We start from the raw sequence: 17,203 nt of genomic DNA, 5'->3' as shown, positions 1-17,203 counted from the left end.
ATGTTTTGGGTTGAAGCGAACTTTAACGAGAAGAAGTGACTACGGTTGTGGTAAACCTGCAATTGTACATGCTTTTTTTCTTTGAATAGCTCCTATTCGTACATTCCTGCAATTGTGCAGGCTTTTGCGGTCTTTTTTTTATTTCAGGATGGAAAAGCTATAATTCCTGAGTAATCGGCTAGGCCCCCTAAAACCGGAGTCTTGCCCACCAAAAATGATTCATGCGTAGAATATCGCGTTTTTTCAAGCTATTACATCGCTTTATGAAAGGCAGAAGTGTCATCCAGCGTCTTGACCCATGCTGAAAACATCTTCGGAGGTTTTCGGTTTAAACTACCATGCATCCTGCGGTTATTGTAGAAGTCCATGTAACGATCGAGTGCATCATAAGCCTCTTCAAAGGTCATGAAGTCTCTTATGCCGAACAAGTGACGTTCAAGTAGACTGTGAAACGACTCAATGTAAGCATTCATATTCGGCGTCCTTGGCGGAATGCGTTCATGGACGACGTCTAGGCACTCGCACATATCTCCAAACAGTTTGCTTACGAATTGCGGGCCGTTATCTGTACGGATTACAGGCATCTCTTCTCCAGGGTTTAGCCGGCTCTGTATCGCATAACAAAGCGTCTGGACCGCATGCTTGGCCTCACATACCGGACCTCTGTACTGTTTAACGACGACACGGTCAAACACATCAATGATGCTGAGCATATAAAAGAATCGCTCCTGTCCAATGACGTATCCGTACTTGATATCCATTTGCCATAATTGGTTGGAGCCTGTTACTACTCGGTTCTTCGGCAGCCTGCGCGGATGTGTCTGTATGCGCTGGCGTGGCTTTTGAAGAATGCCTAACTCTTTGCATAAGCGATACGATTTCTTTTTGTCCAGCCTCACGTTATATTGGTCACGAATACATTGTGCAAGAAGCTTGTAGCCATAGACATGTTCTTCGCCCTCTATGAGCTCAAGCAGCCACGCGTTGATTTGTTCGTCACACACTTGTTCACCCGTAAACGTATGTGAGTATCCAGGCACAGGGCGCCCTCTCCGGCTTTCTTTGGAACATTCAGATAGCGGGGTGGTAGCTCTCTTCTTACGATCGTAATAGGTGGACTCTGAAAGGCCAAGGATACGCAGAACCAACGCTACTGGTTCACCCCGCTTAATAAATGGTTCTGCTACTTCGAATTTCTCGGATAAGCGGGGTCTTTCTTTTTTAGCAATTCGCGCAGGATCTCAAGCTCTAGCTCTTTCTCGCCAAGTACTTTAACGGCTTTTTCATAGCGTTGTTCTACATCTTGTAGACGCTGCAATTCTTGCAGATGCTCGTCAGCCACTGGGATTTCTTCCGGAGGAATAGAGTCACGGTGATCTCTGATCCACAAACGGATGGTTTCAGGATGGATGTCATACATGCGGGCTAATACCCCCACCTTAATACCAGCCAATGCTTCCTTAACAATTTTAAGCCGTGCTTCTTCTTTCAGCCTTTTCCCCATACTGAATCATCTCCTTGTCCCTAGTTTAAATTATTGGGTGGGAGGACTCCAGTTTAATTAGGGGGCCTAGGAGTAATAGCAGGCTTTTCCTCTTTTCAAACGATTTTAGCAAAAATACCTGCACTTTCGCAGTTATCTCACAGCCATCCCTGACCAAGCACACAAAAAAGTGGGTTGCACCAAGAACCAGAGGCCAGAGCCTAAGTTTTTTTCTTATTGCCTCTAATATGTTTCAAAATCATCTAAATCGTTTATTCAGGTATATCCCCCCATTCCACTTGGCATTCACTCGAATATACTGGAACACAAGATCTTTGGGGGTGGAGATAGTGTTTCAACTTAATGGCATCGTAGGAGGCAACTCACCAATCTCGGTTGGCGCTGGGAAAACGATACTGCTGCAGCAGATAGTTATTCGTGTGAAAAGTAAACAAAAGTTAATTCTGAGGGATATCAACTTCTTATTTAACAACGAGGCTTTTGCTATCAAAATAGAGGCCGAACCTTCGCCTGGCGTCTTTATAGCCAAAGGGGGAGCTGGTGATTTAACGCCTCGCAAAGTATTAGTCAATAATACAACTGGCGAAGACTTGCTTATTTTCCTACTCGTAAGTGCCGTAAATAAAGCCAAAAATGCGAGATCCTTAAGTCGTTCAGATAGTTGGCACATGACTTTTGTGCGGCGTTAAGCATGATGACCAAATGTTTGATAAGTAGAAAAGAGGAACCAATGAACAGGAAACAAATGCTCATGATCAGTACCATGGCCCTTACGCTAAGCATGGGTGGAACCACATGGATGGATCCTTTAAGAGCTAATCCTATTGCAAATAAACAGAATACTGTTCCTATAAAAGAAGATCTGGTGCATGTACTGGGACTATCCTCAGAGGAAGACATTTACATTGCCCAGCATAATGGGCTATCACTTGCAGATATGGCCATGGCCAACAAGGTTGATGTTCAGAAAGTCATTGAGCTTCAATTAGCAGAGTTAACCGAACAATTAAACTTAAGACTGTCCAGCGGCAGCATTACACCTGAGCAATATGAAGCACAACGCGCAGAATTACCTGAAATTATTATCAAAAGTGTTTATGCCTTGTAAAAAAGCGCCCGCTTGGGCGTTTTTTTATGTTACTAACTTGTTGTAAACACACATCTATGTCACTATCAAATAAAGAGAAGCTCATAGGAAAGGACGACGACTTGATCATGAATTTTCATCAACTTATTCCGCTTATCCCTCTCATTGAGCAGATCGAGACGAATAGTTCCTCTCTTACGGCACTATGCCCGGCGAATAAGTATCAGCTTATTATTGTACGTCGCGGACACATCACGATACTTGGCCATGACCAAGAATCTACGGTTTGTTCACAAGCCTATGCCTGCCATCCGGATCAAGGTGCCTATTCCATTCAAGTTCCCAAAACCAAAACTGTGGAGTATGTGATCATCACTTACCGGATGCTGCCTGACGAACGTACATGGACCTTACAAGGCCAACTCACCACACTTAGCGAGATCAAAATTCACTATATGCTGGACGAGCTTATCCGTACAACGCATGATCTTCATCCACTCACGCCTGAAGAGGAGGCTGCCCATATATTTCGTAAGCGAATCATGTTGGAGCGCATTCTCTTCATTTATTTATATGAATCGCAGTTGACCCAAGAGAAAAAATCTTCAACCGAATCGATTGAAGAAACTCTCTCTTATATGAATGAGCATTATATGGTTGAGCTTTCACTTCCTATGTTGGCCAGACGAGCAGGCATGAGTGTAGGTTATTTTACGGTTCTCTTCAAAAAGCATACCGGTTCTACAATGATGAATTATTTGTACACACTGCGTATTGAGAAAGCTAAACAAATGTTTCTCCAAACCGATCTACTGGCCAAAGAAGTTGCGGGACGTGTCGGATTTGTTGATTATTTTCATTTTAGCAAGGTTTTTAAGAAAAAAACAGGCTATTCACCTTCCGTATTCCTAGCAAGCCAAAACAAAATCTAATAATAAGACATGTTCATTATACATAATAGACATGTCCTATTATGAGATTATTCGGTATGATTCCAAATGAGAATAATAATCATTGTCATGGGGGAACCGAAAATGAAAAACCATATCGCTCGTCTTTGTTTTATCGCACTGATCAGCGTCTTTGCCATAAGCCTTGCAGCTTGCGGCAAAACGACGAATATCGAATCAACTGCAACAACACCAGCTGCGGCTAGCCAGAAGCCCGCTGCTCAATCTGAGGGTAAAATTACGATTCAGGATGCGGTAGGAACCGTCGAATTACCTAAGAAACCTGAACGCATTATTGCGATGGAATTCGGTTTTACCGATATCCTCGTCACTTTAGGCGTACAGCCTGTTGGTGTTGCCGATGACAACAGCCCTGATCTATTCATGGACTCGGTAAAAAGTCAGTTGAAAACATACAAATCTGTTGGATCCCGCTATGAGCCAAACATTGAGCTGATTAGTTCGCTTAAACCCGATTTGATCATTGTCGACGTGAACAAACACAAGAATGCCATTCCTCAGCTCAAAGGAATTGCTCCCGTTCTGGTGTTAGATGATTTCCAAGCCGATTACAATCAAATGCTCAAGAACGTTGGTATTATCGCTAAAGCCGTCGGCAAAGAAGAAGAAGGCAAGAAACGTCTTGCGGAGCATCAAACAAAGGTTGAGACTTTGAAAAAGAAACTAGGTTCAACGAATCTTCGTGTTCTTCCCGCTGTTGTGAATCCTAAAGGATTCTATGCTCATTCTGATCACGCTTATAGCGGTTCCTTCTTAGCGATGCTAGGGTACACGGACCCTATTAAAAACACTGCCGCCTATCCGCAGATCACACTTGAACAGTTGGTAGAAGCCAATCCTCAAGTCCTGTTCTTGCTGCCTACGGAAAAAGAAACCATCATCAAACAATGGGAAACGAACCCGTTATGGCAGAAAATTGATGCTGTAGCGAACAAAAAAGTGTTCACTGTTGAACGGCGTGATTGGTCACTATCCCGTGGATTCCTCGGATCTGAGAAAATCCTAGAGGATATCGTGAAGAATTTGGGGCAATAGTCCAATGAAGCCTAAGTATGAGAAGCAGAGCCGTAGATGGCCTCTGCTCTTCCTTTTTTCAATCACTATTCTGATTATGATGATAGGTGTGATCTGTAGTTTGAAATGGGGCCAAGCTCAAGTCCCTTGGCGTACCTTGTTCGAGGCCTTGACCTACCAAGGCAGTGACAAAGCTCACCTCTACATCCAAACACTACGTTTACCACGTGCCATCATGGCATGCATGGTAGGTATGCAGTTGGCCTTAGCAGGGCTGCTTACACAGCTTACAACCAAGAATCCGCTAGCATCCCCCCACATCTTCGGGATTAATGCCGGAGCGGCATTGGCCGTGGTGGTGGGACTTGTCGCTTTACCCCATTTTGGCAATATAGGCCTAATTGGCTTCGCTTTCGTAGGGGCAGCCCTAAGCGCGCTGTTGATTTGGTCACTAGCGGGGACTGGACGTCAGCAATACGTGCGTTTAGCCCTAGCCGGGATAACCATCCACTTCCTCATGTCTTCGCTGACCGAAGGCTTCATCATCATGAATCAGCATGCCACTGACAGCATGATCTTCTGGCTTGTTGGCTCCTTGAACCAAGCGGCTTGGACGGAAGTTCGCATCATTTTACCTTTTTTTGTAGGCGGCATTGTGCTATTCAGCTTCATGCTCCCCTCATTTAAGCTGCTGCTAATGGATGACGACATTGCAGCAGGTTTAGGAGGGCGTATTAACCTCGTGCGTGGAATCAGTATGATGCTCGTCATCTTACTCGCCGGATCCGCAGTAGCCTTATGTGGTCCCATTGGTTTCGTTTGTCTCCTTGTTCCGCACATAGCTCGCGCCATGGTTGGCACGAATTTAACGATTCTTGGCCCGTTAACAGCACTACTTGGGGGGAATTTGCTTCTATATGCTGACTTCCTCAGCCGTTTTATCGCGTTTCCATTCGAATCACCGGTTGGCATCGTGACATCCGCGATTGGCGCGCCATACTTCATCTACTTGGCTCGCAAGCAAGGAGGTGCGCGGTGAAAAGGATAGCACGAGCAATGCGAAAACCTGCTTTTTCTCTGCTGGCAGCATGCGCAATTATGATTGTACTTGCTATCATTTATGCACATGTTGGCGCGGTACGTATCCCATTAGGAGATGTATGGGCTGGATTCATGGATGAGAAAAGCCCGTCTTATTTCATCATTCATCAGGTTCGATTACCACGTATCTTAGTTGCAATTTTAGCAGGATTTGGTTTGGCGGTTGGCGGCGTTATTCTACAGAGCTTGGTAAGAAATCCGCTTGCCAGTCCTGATGTTATAGGGATTACCAAAGGGGCCGGGTTCATGGCTGCGGCTGTTATCTTTCTCTTTCCCAAATCGCCAAGTTACTTCTTGCCCATTGCTGCGTTCATTGGCGCCTTCTCAGCATTCCTTCTTCTACTCCTGTTAAGTCGCCGATTAGCACTCCCTCCTGCCTCTCTTGCCTTGGTAGGCGTTGCCATTGGGACTGTGTTTCAAGCCGGCACACAGTATTTGATTGTCAGACACCCAAGCGACATCAACATGGCGCTGCTCTGGCTGTCCGGAAGCTTATGGAACCGAAGCTGGCTCGATGTGTACGCGCTGCTGCCGTGGATCGCCGGGCTCCTGCCTATCGTGTGGGCGAGCTCTGCGAAGCTGAATATTTTTCAGCTTGGAGACGATATCTCCACCTCGCTCGGGCTGAACATTGCGAAGCAGCGCTTCTGGCTGCTGCTGCTTGCCGTCGCTCTCGCCGGCATCTCCGTCTCGGCCGTTGGCGCGATTGGCTTCATTGGCCTGATCGCGCCCCATATCGCGCGGAGCATCGTCGGCGCTCGGCATCAATGGCTGATCCCGCTGGCGGCTTTGATCGGCGCCGATTTGATGCTGCTCGGCGACCTGCTCGGCCGCATCATTATCCTCCCGCGGGAAGTGCCCGTGGGCATCATGACCGCCGTCATCGGCGCGCCGTATTTCATCTACTTGCTGCGTAAGGAGCGTCTGCGTAGAGGGTAACAACCAAAAAAAAGGATGCAAAGCCGGTTTACGGTTTGCATCCTTTTTTGCTGGTGAGTAAAGTCAGCTGATTGAGCTTGTCTATGAGCTAATGTTGTACAAAACACAACATCACATTAACCAGCTGGCATCCCTTAGCGTAAGGCATCTCAGCCAGCCAGGAAGGTTCAGTGATCCCTAATTTGCTCAGAATATCGTTCACGAGTCCGCGCTCGGGGTTAAACAGCCACCGTCCTCCCCCAAAACAACGCGCCCCAAGTCAATTATTCGTCCCTGCTCCTTATGGTTACTTTCCCCTAGCTCATACCCCGCAGTCGATCCGCGATAACTCTCATCATGCTGCGCAGCACATCAATATTCTGGAAACAAAAGGTCAGCACCAAATCCCGATGAAGCTGCAGCAGGACGGCAGCTTCCTTCGCTGTGCAGTCGGCCGAGCGAGGACCGCTGTCGATGATCGCCATCTCACCGAAGAACGCACCTTCCTCTAGTACCGCGTACTCTTCACTGCCTTTATGCACACGAATGCTTCCTTCAACAATGCCATACATGGTATCTCCGAAATCACCTGCGCGACAGATGACTTCTCCAGGTTCGTAGGCGACTTCTTCTACCCTTTGAGCGAGCCACATGAAATCCTCCGGAGTTAAATGCACGAATAAATCTATTTTTTGCAGCACGAGGATCCGCCGTAAAATCACTTCGTCCTTCGTTAAGCCTTCTGTTGTCTTGGTTTCAGAAACTTGCAGAGTGGCAGCGGCTACTGCGTTGCTTTGTTCCGCTTCGAACTTATCTGCCGCGTGCGTTTGTTCCAGCTCGGACTTATCCGCTGACTGTCCCCGCGTAAGTTCAGACCGCAGCCTGCGGGATAGCAGCTTCATGATTTCAACCGCAATGCTGGTCTGGTCGAACATCATATCGTAGAAAACAGATGAATCCAGTCGCCACAGATGCACATCTTCCTCGGCTCGAATGGTCGCTGTTCGGACTCCCTGAGTCAGAATAGCCATTTCACCGAAGCAATCTCCCCGCTTCACCTCGCCTAGCGGCTGCCCATTTCGGTATACGCCGGCTCGGCCTCCATCCATAATCATCAGGGAATCTCCCATATCCCCCTCATGAATGATGGCAGCCCCCTTCTGAACACTCAGCTTATGTAATCTGCGTGCAATGACAGATAGATCTCTGCTTGTCATCCCTTGGAACAGTGAAACATGACGGAGTAAATGAACCCGATGCATCAGCTCCGAGAGTTCCTCATTTGGTGAAGTTCCCGGCTGGTTCACGGTGAGATGTTGTATCGCTTGCTTGAGCCAGTCATCCCCCTGCGCGGATAACCAGTTCAAATGTTCGCTGAGCGGCATGTCTGTTACTGAATTCCTCACCATTTTGCTTGAGCCTGACATGAATGTGGTCATTTCCGTACGTAAGCTTCCTCGCAGCGTTTGATCGATCACTTCTTCCGCATTGGCCTGCTGCCTGGAATCCCCTTCGGACCAGTCGAGATAGACAGCCTGCATCGTCTTCTCTTCATAGATGAGCGATAACAACTGGAAGATGCGTCGACTGATCGCTGTTCGAATTTCTCTAACGATATTCTCGATATCAGCGAAGCCTTCTACCCCAACAATGCTCGCCCCGTGCTCGGCAAACTGTCCATGCAGCTTTAATTCGTGGAAAATATAAGACTCTACTTGCTGGCTGTCCACAAAAGGCAGTCGCTTATGCATGCGAAGCAGCGATTCCAGAATCCGATCCCGCATGTCATAGCGGGCAGCCTCGTAACCGTCGAAGAGCATATCGAAGGCACTTTGAGTTGCAATGCGTTCGAATACAGCAGGTAAATACAAGCCAATCTCTATCTGGTTCAAATAAGGCGCTAACTGTGGCAAAATATCCTGCTCATCATAAGCAGCAAGGGCCTGGGTGGCGTAGCGCCGGGTTTGGCTGTCTTTTAACATGGCAATAATCGGTTCAATTAACGGAGGTACATGAAGAATAGCCGCAGACTCCAAGGCACGAATACGCACCTGGGGACTGCTGTCTTGTAAGAGAGAAATCAGTGGTTTATAGAAGTTTTTCACCCGAATTTGCCCGAATAAAGCAGCCATCGCGATCCGTTCTTCTTCCTGCCCGCTTTCCATCATCTGCTTCAGTTTACCGACGGCTCGAAACATGCCCTCAATGCTATAATATTTGACTAATCCAGCGATGGCAGCAGCTTGTACTTCCACCGACTGATCTTCCAGATGAACGGTTATTTCATCCACATATTCCTCTTTGGCGTACGCCGCTAGCGCAAGTATGGCTTTCGCTTTCACCTGGTTGTTTTCGGTTGCCGCCAAGGATTGCAGGATAGGTTCAAAACCGCCCGGAGCCTTTTGCTCCACATAGTCCAAGGCTTCTATACACATTTCTGGAATTGGATGATGAAGCAGCCCGTCCATATGAGGCGTTATGTCGAAGGAGTCTATCTCTCGCAAAAGACCGAAGGCATACAAAGCTTGCTGCTTATCCGAGCTAAATAGCGCATCAATCAGGATTTGCCGACTGGCCGGATCCATCAGATTGAGCTCAACTTTCTGAAGATCGTCTCCCCCTGTTTTGAGATTGGACAAGAGGGTATGCAGATAGGCTTTCTTGACCTTTATCCCTGCAATGATACCAATGACAAGCAAAGCCAGCACGATATAACTCAGTTGTTCAGGAGCTAGCAGCCGAGTAACGACAAGTAAACAAATAGCCGCCAACCCTTTGGCCCCATTGCGCACAATGCCATCTAGGAAGCTCTTCGCTTTGCCCCGCCATTCCGGTGGAACAGGAAACATCACTAATTGGCTCACTGACGAGTAGAGCGTATCTCCAACAACTTTATCGCTCCCCTTCACGATGACAGCCATCGCTAGTACAGGCAGAACTAGAATGCCGAAACTGCCGGCTATTAAGGTAATCGGGAAGACAAGCAAGGCGGTCATCACACCGAATCGCGTCAAAATGCGACTGGAAATAAACAATTGAACAAACAAAGCAATCAGCCCGGAGAAGCCATAGAAGCTGCCCATAAATCCAGCCAAGGCCTCATTTTGCAAAGTCCCTCTCAAGATCACCTTGAATTGATAATCGATTAATGTCAGAGATAATACGAGTGCTGCGGATAGAATGGCCACATATTTCAGATGAGGAACGCTCGCGAATAAACCTGATTTCCGCTGTACGGCTTGCTTCGACGTTGTTGTCCTAGGCTGTGCCGGTTTGGCTTCTATCGTTTCCTTAGCGAAATTTAATATCAAATAAACGACCACCAAACCAAGCAATTGCAGACCCGCATAAAAATAAATTAGATTCGCCGTGCCTACGAGCGGAACGAGTGCTTTTAGCCCAAAACCGCTTAAAATCCCCCCCGTAATCCCACCGCTTCCTACGATTCCAATCATCTGCTTCGCTTTCCTCTGATTCATCACCGATGTGGCGAACTGCCAGAAACAAACAATCATCAGGAAATTAAACACATCATAGCCGATATAGATAACGGGAAATACCCAGCGAAGTTCAAGTCCCACACCGAATCTAGAAACTAGAACCAGTGCGGAGATAAGCGGAATTAAGATCTTCATGAGGCTTTCCAATCGAACCTTCGGTGAGTATCTTTGAAAAAGGATGCCCGCCATAATCATGACGAGAGCCTGCGGCAAGTACATCAGAGACAAATAGGAATTATCAAATCGGCTTAAAAAAAGCGTATCTGCCGCTGTTCTCCCGATGGTGGAGGCTGAAACGACACAAAATAAATAAGCGAATAGGAGTAAAACTTTCCCATACTCTTGCTTATCTTCAGCGAATTTATGTAGAAAGGTCTGATAGGTTTTGCTAAACATCATACGGCTCATGATACACCTCATTTTAGAATCGACGCTTAAAGCGCCTAATGAAATTGTACCAGAAGTCCTAGGATAAAATAACTAATTTGTCGAAAAAAAAGACACAATCCGTCACGGATGTGTCTCAATCTTTTAAAAAAACAGCACTATATGCGATAATTGTCGCTTCTCCAGCTCTTGATCGACTTCTTAATCGCGTCTGGTGACAACTGCTCTGCAGCAGCCTTCTTACTAAGTGTAGGAAACTCCTGATCGGAAGCAAAGCGCAAAGCCGTAATTTGCCCCATCGTGAGCTTGGTATCCAACAGCTTCTGAGTCAACACATAGTGTCTGAGATTCTCTTCGGCCCGTATCGCGCGATCCTGCGCTTTTAAAGGGTAGGACCGTACAAGTAGGAATACAACAACTAAAATGATTGAAATGAGCATTAAAATAGCGGCGGGCAGCACGCCTGTCCCGGATTGCACTGACCTAACGAGCTGGATAAGTGATAGAATCACTAAACCCAGCGCCAGTAAACTGTAAACAAAGTGAAACAGCGGATGCAGTCTACGATGATTTGCATAGTTTTGGTGTCCGTTACTCATAATCTCCCCACGATCTCATCAATTTCGCTTTTTAATAAAAGGTAGCGATGAACGCTTCTCATAATTGGCACTTTGGTTAACTTGTGTTTGTCCACATAAAGTTTCATTTGATCCTTGGAGAGACCCAATGATTCCCCTGCCTCCATAACCGTTAATACGACTTCATTACTAGTAGCGTTGAACGTTGACTTTACTTTTTGATTCCAGTCTTCAAAAGAATTCATTTCCTCGCACCCTTCTAATTCCGTTCCTTTGATTATACCACAGAAATGAAAAGGGGCGTCATCCAATTAGCGGGTATTAGCGGATACTACTTCACCTCCTCATCATTTAAAAGCTCCAGCAATGCTTGTGGCAGAGCAAATTGCTGATTGTTAATGATAATTCGATTCAACTTATCGTCCATAGATTCCGATTGCTCTTCTTTAATAACTTCAATTTCGGCATGCAAGCGTTCCATTTGCAGATCCAAAGCTGACGCGGCCGCAGCCGCTTGCTTTAATTCATCCAGAAGCCGTGCGGGTACAGCTTGATTGCCTTGATTGAACTTATAATAGATTTTATGCTCCAAACTTGCCCAAAAGTCCATTGCAATCGTTCGAATCTGAACTTCGATGCACACACTCTCTAATCGATCCGACATATGTACAGGCACTTCGATGATCAAATGGAGACTCTGGTAGCCATTAGGCTTCGGGTTCTTAATATAATCCTTTTCATCCAGTACTTTAAGGTCGCTTTGACTCTTCAGCATCTGGCTTATGACATAAATATCAGAGACGAATGAACACGTAATGCGCATCCCTGCGATGTCCTTAATACTCTCCTTAATCCCTGAGAACGAGAGATCGCCTCCCTTTCTATTGAGCTTGTGAAAGATACTTTCCGGTGATTTCAAGCGAGATTTGGTATGTTCAATTGGATTATATTCATGCAGCATTTCGAATTCCTGCACGAGAATTTCAATTCTGGTCTCTATTTCATCCAGTGCGAACTTATACGTCATCATAAATCGTGTCAGTTCGTTTTTGAACCGTTTTAAATCGTTGATCGAAAGTTGATTCATCATGGGTGGTTCCATCCTTTAGTCGTGGTTATTTTACCAGTCTTAGCTAGTTTAATTCACAGGTATCACTCGGTGCAAATTTGGTGTTCTTATTGACACCTTCGCTCGCGGCTTGGTATAGTACTCGTATCATATTCGAGTGAATACTTACGACGGAAGCACCCGTAAGATAAGGCCGATGGCCTTTCTTGCAGGTGCTTTTTTTGTTGTATTCACATCCCATTTTGTAACTTGAAGGAGGTTGTCTATTGAAAAATTTCACTGCTTTGCTCACCGCTTTAGCCCTTGCCTCAGCTATTCCAGCTGAATTGGCATCAGCCGCTTCGTTCGAAATCACAACCACGATTCAAGCCTCTCTGGATAAAACGATTGCCGGCGCAACACAAACACAAGCGAATAAAATCAGTTCGCTTTACACCGAATTCCTTTCCCTTCAGAAACAAGAACAGGAATGGGACGCCAAGATCAATACACTGCATAGCAGAAATAAGGACACTTCGGCAGAGCTGGGCAATCAGGCCAAAGAAATCGATTCCGCCAAATTGGCGAAATTGGAGGAGGAGATCACGCGAACGAGAGCTCGGCATCAGCCATTATTATCTCAATACACCGCGCTAAACAAACAAATTGAAGCCGCCCGATTGCTGAACAGTAAAAGTTTGACCACCCTGCTAAGAATCCAAGCTGCTGCTATGAAAATCCCCGTACAACTAGCTCGTATCGACATCAGCGCCAAAGTAAAAGCGTTGCAATCTGCTAAGGACAAAGCATCCAAGGCAACGAAAAAAATCCGCACGAGTCTGAATGACATAGACCCCATAAACGCACAGATCAAAGCCAAACAAGGTGCATATAAAACAATCCAAAACAGCCTCTCCCCGATATGGACTGCCTTTAAACAAGGAGCAAAAAAAGAAGATACAAATGCCGTTCAGAGCTCACTTACCTCCATGATTTCCCTATCCCGTCAAATGAATGCAGAAAAAGAAAGCATCTTTAAGCTTGAAACGAAGATCAGTGATGCACTTGCAGGGATTAAAGCTCAGATGCCATAGGTTTTGCTCAGATGCCATTCCAATATAATCCGTATAATTCTATAATTGTTATAACAACCGAATAAGATAGTAACGAGTTGATTATATATGAGTAAGGTGATGGGCATGGAACGTAAGGTTTCAAAATTTGGCAACAGTCTTGGCATAACGATGACGGATTCCCTTAAGAAAATTGCTCTTGAAGTTGGTGATACCGTGAACATTGATGTGCGAGAAAATGATGGAGAAATCGTCATCAAAAAAGTAAAAAAAGTTGCTCTTCCCACAGGGAGAAGTCCCGATTTTCTTGACACACTCTCTCAAGTCATGGAAGAGTACGACGAAACATTGAAAGGTCTAAAAGATAGATAATGAACACAATTCGCTATTTGACCACCCAAGAAGCCATAGAAATTAATGTTGCTGTTATTCAAAAATATAGCCCTGGCGAGCATATAGGTGTAAAAGATAGCTATTTGCTGGAGTCTGCTTTATTACGCCCACAATCTTCAGCATTTGGAGACGATGCTTATCCAAGCATCTATCAAAAAGCAGCAGCATTATTCGAATCCTTGGGACAAAATCCCCCTTTTCAAAATGCGAATAAACGTACAGCCTTTACTGCTCTAGTTATCTATCTCCGTTACAACGGTTATCGTTTCTCGATGGACAATAAGGCTGCGGAAGATTGGACTGTAGACATGGTTAACCACAAATATTCATTCGATGATGTAGCTGAGATCATCAGGATATATTCAGTGCCCATTGAATAATGAGGCTGTCCCAAAAGTAAATAAACTCACATACTGGCATAGAAAACAAAAAATGAGAGGACAAGGTTATTCTTGCCTCTCATTTTTTTGTTTTGATTGCAAGGCAAAAAACAGCAAATAGCGCATCGACGTTCCCTCAGCAAATTCTGGTTAACATAGCATAGTAAAATATCGCACTTTTGAACGATCTTGCTACAAAGGAATACGTACCTTGAACGTACTACCCTCTCCGACGTTGCTTTCCACATCAATAGTTCCCCGACCGGCGTCGACAATATTCTTGGCGATCGCAAGCCCAAGACCATGGCCGCCGATTTGACGCGTTCGCGACTTATCCTGGCGGTAGAAACGGTCGAAGATGCGAGGAAGCGCCTCGGCCGCAATGCCGATCCCATTATCCCTCACTTCAATGGTGAAATAGCGAGCCCCTTTTTCCTTGCCCTCTGCAATCGCTACATGTACCGTCCCCTTGTCCGGCGTATATTTTATCGCATTATCGATTAGCAGGATGAGCAGCTGCGTCACTTTCTCGGCGTCCCAATTCACCGTCAGCTCATGAGGAGCATGCAGCTGAATGTTGATATCCTTGGCTTGTGCTAACGGCTGAAGCTTACTAATCGCTTTTGCGGCTGCTTCACTCAGATTAGAGGCGGAGCGATCCAGCTCGAATTCGCCAGAATCAGAGCGGGCTAGGTGCAGCAATTCGCCCGCCAGCTTCGTGATAGAGTTAACCTCCTCTTTCATGCCGTTAAGCACGTTCTTCGAGAAGGGGTCGCTATCGATAGTTTCTTCAAGCTGAAGCGCTTCGATCGATGTCAGCATGACGCTAAGCGGTGTACGCAGCTCATGGGAAGCATCCGCTACGAACTCACGTTGTTTCGCATACGCCTTCTCAATCGGTATAATCGCTTTGCGTGCCATTAGATGGCTAAACCATAAGGCTAGAACAAAGAAGAGCAGCGCCATCCCGATCAGCACAATGAGCAGCAGGCGGAACAAATCGTTCTGGAACGTTACTTCCTTCCCTACATATAAAGTACCAATCCGCGCCCCATGCCATAGCAGCTGGCGATCCGAAACAAGAAACTTGGCATTCTTTCCTTGTTTCGGCCGTCCTAAGTCGTCTGTAGACGGCTTATCGAATGTTTGCAAAGTAACTTTCTCGATCTCTTTCCCTCTGAAATGTCCCTTCGCGATGGCCTCTATCACTTGATTACGCAGTTCCCGCTGAATCTCATCCCCTAACTGTATGTTCCCATTTTCAGCAATTAAGTAGTAGAACGACTGATCCGTACTGATCGAGAAAGCATCTTCTATTGAGCGCGGAGGGCGCCTATTCGGATCGCTGTCTTGGTCGGCCCACTTTTGCAAGGTGCGAATTTCACTGTCAGCCAGCTCATTCAGACCCGTTCGTTGATCGTTCCAGATGAATACATAGAGTAGGACATAAACAATGATAACGAACAAACTCAGAAAAGCAATAAGTACACCGCTGTATTGCAACGTCAACTTACTGCGCGTTCGGTCGAACAAATCGCCAGCAGATAGCCGATTTTTTAATGAGCCCCAGTTAATCTCCAATTTTATAACCTACGCCTCTCACGCTCTGAATAAGCTCCCGTGAGTAGGAGGGCTCGAGCTTCTTTCGGATTAATTTTACGGTAGCGTCGATCGTTTTTAGATTCACTTCGGCATCAAGGCCCCATACTTTGTCCAGGATGACCTCGCGGGTCAATGTACGTCCTTTGTTCTGCAGCAGCAGGTCTAGAATTTGAAATTCACGCGGGGATAATTGGATTTCTTGATCGCCTTGAATGACGATTTGACTCATCCGCTGCAGCTCCAGATCTCGGATCCGGATAATGTCCTCCTGAAAGGGAACGAAGTTTCTGCGCATCAATGCTCGCAAACGCGCCAACAGTTCGTCCATCTCGAACGGCTTGACCAAATAATCGTCGGCTCCCGCATCGAGACCTTCCACACGATCCTGCACAGCATCCTTCGCAGTCAGCATCAGAATCGCACCGAGATAGCCCCTTTTACGAAGTTTGGCACACGTTTCGCGGCCATCCCCTTCCGGCATCATCCAATCGAGCACAACAACATCGTAGCTGGAAGCCGTCGCATAGTCGAACGCATCGCTGCCCGTTTTCACCCAATCAACGGTGCATCCAGACTTCTTTCTCAACATATGCGCGGTCAGTTCTCCCAGACGAATATCATCTTCCGCCAATAGAATCTTCATTTTCCAGCCCCATTTCCCGACTTTACCATCTTCATAAAAGTATAACCGAAAGCTTCCGTGCTTTCACCAAACTTTCACCAAGTCCAAGTAACATAGGTTTCAGGAAATACACAATCTTATAAAAAAGAAGGGAAGAATGACGATGAACTTAAAAATGAAAATGATCACCACTGGTACGCTAGTAGCAGTAATTGCGGTAAGTGGAGGTATAGCATTTAGCAGTAATAACTCTGTCTTAGCTGCACCTCTTTCGACTACCGAGACAACCAATATTAAACCTGTTAAAGAGGCACCGCCAAAAGTGGGAGGCCATAAAGGAGGACAAGACTGTAAAAATGCTTCAGCTCCCCCAACAAGCTCCTCTCCATCTGCGGGTACTACGAATGGCAACAATCCGGGTCAAGCTACTGATTCCGTCGTGATATCGGGTGGCTTTAACACAGATCCGCAAGACCATGGCAGGCCAGTCGTCCTTATCGCCGCGGCCCTTGGGGTACCCACTGAGGTATTTAGAGAAGCATTTCGCGGCGTAACTCCTGCAGGACTGGATAGCGGTCCGAGCACTGAACAAGCTCAGAAAAACAAAGCGGCTCTCCTTAAAGTTTTGGCCCCCTATGGGATCACAAATGAACGCTTAGATGAGGTGTCCAACTATTACCGTTATAACGGAAGAAAAAGTGAAACATGGCAAAAGACGCAAGCTACTGCCACCGCAATAGTTACGAATGGTGTCGTGACCGGTGTAACGATTACGAATCCAGGAGCAGGGTATTCTTCCAATCCAACGATAACCGTAACGGGACCAAACGGTACATTCACTGCGACAGCTACGTTAGCCTATACGAAAGACTTTAAAACCAATGGAAGCATTTCTGCTATCACTATCAACTAACTGTTCATATACTCTCCCCGCGATAACACCCATAAATGAAAAAGCACCCACGAGGGTGCTTTTTATGCTTACTAGTAAAATGCTGCTTAATGCGTCCTTCATTCTTATCTTA

18 protein-coding genes are annotated in these 17,203 nt (G+C 46.1%); 10 read left to right on the top strand and 8 right to left on the bottom strand.

Translation table 11 applies throughout. From position 1 onward, the window contains the following. Window positions 1-251: 251 nt before the first annotated feature. Together NYR53_RS01775 and NYR53_RS01770 are read right to left on the bottom strand one after the other, a co-directional pair. Window positions 252-1,172 carry an IS3 family transposase gene (locus NYR53_RS01775; RefSeq protein WP_261306233.1) on the bottom strand — a complete coding sequence of 307 codons (921 nt, stop codon included), beginning with the start codon at window positions 1,170-1,172 and terminating at the stop codon, window positions 252-254. Between the two features lie 11 nt (window positions 1,173-1,183). Then, window positions 1,184-1,504, bottom strand: a complete 321-nt coding sequence (locus NYR53_RS01770) for a helix-turn-helix domain-containing protein (protein ID WP_261300830.1) — start codon at window positions 1,502-1,504, stop codon at window positions 1,184-1,186. Between the two features lie 329 nt (window positions 1,505-1,833). Between NYR53_RS01770 and NYR53_RS01765 the strand changes: the two genes are divergently transcribed. The 6 genes from NYR53_RS01765 (at window position 1,834) to NYR53_RS01740 (ending at window position 6,616) form a co-directional block, all read left to right on the top strand. Continuing rightward, window positions 1,834-2,193, top strand: a complete 360-nt coding sequence (locus NYR53_RS01765; protein WP_261303660.1) for a hypothetical protein — start codon at window positions 1,834-1,836, stop codon at window positions 2,191-2,193. A gap of 92 nt (window positions 2,194-2,285) precedes the next feature. Then, window positions 2,286-2,612, top strand: a complete 327-nt coding sequence (locus NYR53_RS01760; RefSeq protein WP_261303659.1) for a hypothetical protein — start codon at window positions 2,286-2,288, stop codon at window positions 2,610-2,612. A gap of 107 nt (window positions 2,613-2,719) precedes the next feature. Continuing rightward, window positions 2,720-3,523: an AraC family transcriptional regulator gene (locus tag NYR53_RS01755; RefSeq protein ID WP_261303658.1), complete on the top strand. Its 804-nt coding sequence runs from the start codon at window positions 2,720-2,722 to the stop codon at window positions 3,521-3,523. Window positions 3,524-3,625: 102 nt separating this feature from the next. Next, a complete protein-coding gene (locus NYR53_RS01750; protein WP_261303657.1) occupies window positions 3,626-4,597 on the top strand; it encodes an ABC transporter substrate-binding protein in 972 nt (323 codons plus the stop codon). A gap of 4 nt (window positions 4,598-4,601) precedes the next feature. Further along, window positions 4,602-5,615, top strand: a complete 1,014-nt coding sequence (locus NYR53_RS01745) for a FecCD family ABC transporter permease (protein ID WP_261303656.1) — start codon at window positions 4,602-4,604, stop codon at window positions 5,613-5,615. Window positions 5,616-5,674: 59 nt separating this feature from the next. After that, window positions 5,675-6,616 carry a FecCD family ABC transporter permease gene (locus NYR53_RS01740; RefSeq protein ID WP_437180156.1) on the top strand — a complete coding sequence of 314 codons (942 nt, stop codon included), beginning with the start codon at window positions 5,675-5,677 and terminating at the stop codon, window positions 6,614-6,616. Between the two features lie 296 nt (window positions 6,617-6,912). Here NYR53_RS01740 and NYR53_RS01735 read toward each other — a convergent pair whose 3' ends face one another. From NYR53_RS01735 to NYR53_RS01720, 4 genes are all read right to left on the bottom strand, one after another. Beyond that, a complete protein-coding gene (locus NYR53_RS01735) occupies window positions 6,913-10,503 on the bottom strand; it encodes an Npt1/Npt2 family nucleotide transporter (protein ID WP_261303654.1) in 3,591 nt (1,196 codons plus the stop codon). 137 nt (window positions 10,504-10,640) lie between these two features. Next, window positions 10,641-11,081: a DUF6526 family protein gene (locus NYR53_RS01730; RefSeq protein WP_261303653.1), complete on the bottom strand. Its 441-nt coding sequence runs from the start codon at window positions 11,079-11,081 to the stop codon at window positions 10,641-10,643. Then, entirely contained in the window at window positions 11,078-11,305 is a 228-nt protein-coding gene (locus NYR53_RS01725) for a DNA-binding protein (protein ID WP_261303652.1), read from the bottom strand. Before NYR53_RS01725 ends, NYR53_RS01730 begins: the two co-directional genes overlap by 4 nt. Window positions 11,306-11,391: 86 nt before the next feature. Then, the gene (locus tag NYR53_RS01720; protein ID WP_261306240.1) at window positions 11,392-12,147 is read right to left on the bottom strand and encodes a GTP pyrophosphokinase; all 756 of its coding nucleotides are present in this window, start codon (window positions 12,145-12,147) and stop codon (window positions 11,392-11,394) included. A gap of 248 nt (window positions 12,148-12,395) precedes the next feature. Here NYR53_RS01720 and NYR53_RS01715 point away from each other — a divergent pair, with 248 nt between their 5' ends. The 3 genes from NYR53_RS01715 to NYR53_RS01705 all read left to right on the top strand — a co-directional run bounded on the left by NYR53_RS01715 (window position 12,396) and on the right by NYR53_RS01705 (window position 13,954). Continuing rightward, window positions 12,396-13,202 (top strand): hypothetical protein, encoded by an 807-nt coding sequence (locus NYR53_RS01715; RefSeq protein ID WP_261303651.1) that lies wholly within the window; start codon window positions 12,396-12,398, stop codon window positions 13,200-13,202. Window positions 13,203-13,289: 87 nt separating this feature from the next. Next, window positions 13,290-13,553 carry an AbrB/MazE/SpoVT family DNA-binding domain-containing protein gene (locus NYR53_RS01710; RefSeq protein ID WP_261303650.1) on the top strand — a complete coding sequence of 88 codons (264 nt, stop codon included), beginning with the start codon at window positions 13,290-13,292 and terminating at the stop codon, window positions 13,551-13,553. Continuing rightward, the gene (locus NYR53_RS01705; RefSeq protein WP_261303649.1) at window positions 13,553-13,954 is read left to right on the top strand and encodes a type II toxin-antitoxin system death-on-curing family toxin; all 402 of its coding nucleotides are present in this window, start codon (window positions 13,553-13,555) and stop codon (window positions 13,952-13,954) included. Before NYR53_RS01710 ends, NYR53_RS01705 begins: the two co-directional genes overlap by 1 nt. Before the next feature lie 192 nt (window positions 13,955-14,146). On the opposite strand, the gene NYR53_RS01700 is transcribed toward NYR53_RS01705, so the two are convergent. Both NYR53_RS01700 and NYR53_RS01695 read right to left on the bottom strand, forming a co-directional pair. Next, window positions 14,147-15,535, bottom strand: coding sequence for a sensor histidine kinase (locus NYR53_RS01700; protein WP_261303648.1), 1,389 nt, complete (start codon window positions 15,533-15,535; stop codon window positions 14,147-14,149). Continuing rightward, on the bottom strand, window positions 15,525-16,199 hold the full coding sequence (locus NYR53_RS01695; protein ID WP_261303647.1) for a response regulator transcription factor: 675 nt from the start codon (window positions 16,197-16,199) through the stop codon (window positions 15,525-15,527). Before NYR53_RS01695 ends, NYR53_RS01700 begins: the two co-directional genes overlap by 11 nt. 142 nt (window positions 16,200-16,341) lie before the next feature. On the opposite strand from NYR53_RS01695, the gene NYR53_RS01690 reads away from it, so the two are divergent. Next, complete coding sequence (locus NYR53_RS01690; RefSeq protein ID WP_261303646.1) at window positions 16,342-17,091, top strand: hypothetical protein; 750 nt, start codon at window positions 16,342-16,344, stop codon at window positions 17,089-17,091. The last annotated feature ends 112 nt before the right edge of the window (window positions 17,092-17,203 follow it).

The organism is Paenibacillus andongensis, from assembly GCF_025369935.1.
Classification (GTDB): Bacteria; Bacillota; Bacilli; order Paenibacillales; family NBRC-103111; genus Paenibacillus_E; species Paenibacillus_E andongensis.
This window is presented reverse-complemented; position numbering and strand designations above follow the sequence as displayed.

What these genes read in the sequence shown, in the direction of transcription:
- NYR53_RS01770 (WP_261300830.1), bottom strand. Translation starts at nt 1,504, where the DNA reads ATGGGGAAAAGGCTGAAAGAAGAAGCACGGCTTAAAATTGTTAAGGAA.
- NYR53_RS01760 (WP_261303659.1), top strand. Translation starts at nt 2,286, where the DNA reads ATGGGTGGAACCACATGGATGGATCCTTTAAGAGCTAATCCTATTGCA.
- NYR53_RS01755 (WP_261303658.1), top strand. Translation starts at nt 2,720, where the DNA reads ATGAATTTTCATCAACTTATTCCGCTTATCCCTCTCATTGAGCAGATC.
- NYR53_RS01750 (WP_261303657.1), top strand. Translation starts at nt 3,626, where the DNA reads ATGAAAAACCATATCGCTCGTCTTTGTTTTATCGCACTGATCAGCGTC.
- NYR53_RS01745 (WP_261303656.1), top strand. Translation starts at nt 4,602, where the DNA reads ATGAAGCCTAAGTATGAGAAGCAGAGCCGTAGATGGCCTCTGCTCTTC.
- NYR53_RS01740 (WP_437180156.1), top strand. Translation starts at nt 5,675, where the DNA reads ATGATTGTACTTGCTATCATTTATGCACATGTTGGCGCGGTACGTATC.
- NYR53_RS01735 (WP_261303654.1), bottom strand. Translation starts at nt 10,503, where the DNA reads ATGAGCCGTATGATGTTTAGCAAAACCTATCAGACCTTTCTACATAAA.
- NYR53_RS01730 (WP_261303653.1), bottom strand. Translation starts at nt 11,081, where the DNA reads ATGAGTAACGGACACCAAAACTATGCAAATCATCGTAGACTGCATCCG.
- NYR53_RS01725 (WP_261303652.1), bottom strand. Translation starts at nt 11,305, where the DNA reads ATGAATTCTTTTGAAGACTGGAATCAAAAAGTAAAGTCAACGTTCAAC.
- NYR53_RS01720 (WP_261306240.1), bottom strand. Translation starts at nt 12,147, where the DNA reads ATGAATCAACTTTCGATCAACGATTTAAAACGGTTCAAAAACGAACTG.
- NYR53_RS01710 (WP_261303650.1), top strand. Translation starts at nt 13,290, where the DNA reads ATGAGTAAGGTGATGGGCATGGAACGTAAGGTTTCAAAATTTGGCAAC.
- NYR53_RS01705 (WP_261303649.1), top strand. Translation starts at nt 13,553, where the DNA reads ATGAACACAATTCGCTATTTGACCACCCAAGAAGCCATAGAAATTAAT.
- NYR53_RS01695 (WP_261303647.1), bottom strand. Translation starts at nt 16,199, where the DNA reads ATGAAGATTCTATTGGCGGAAGATGATATTCGTCTGGGAGAACTGACC.
- NYR53_RS01690 (WP_261303646.1), top strand. Translation starts at nt 16,342, where the DNA reads ATGAACTTAAAAATGAAAATGATCACCACTGGTACGCTAGTAGCAGTA.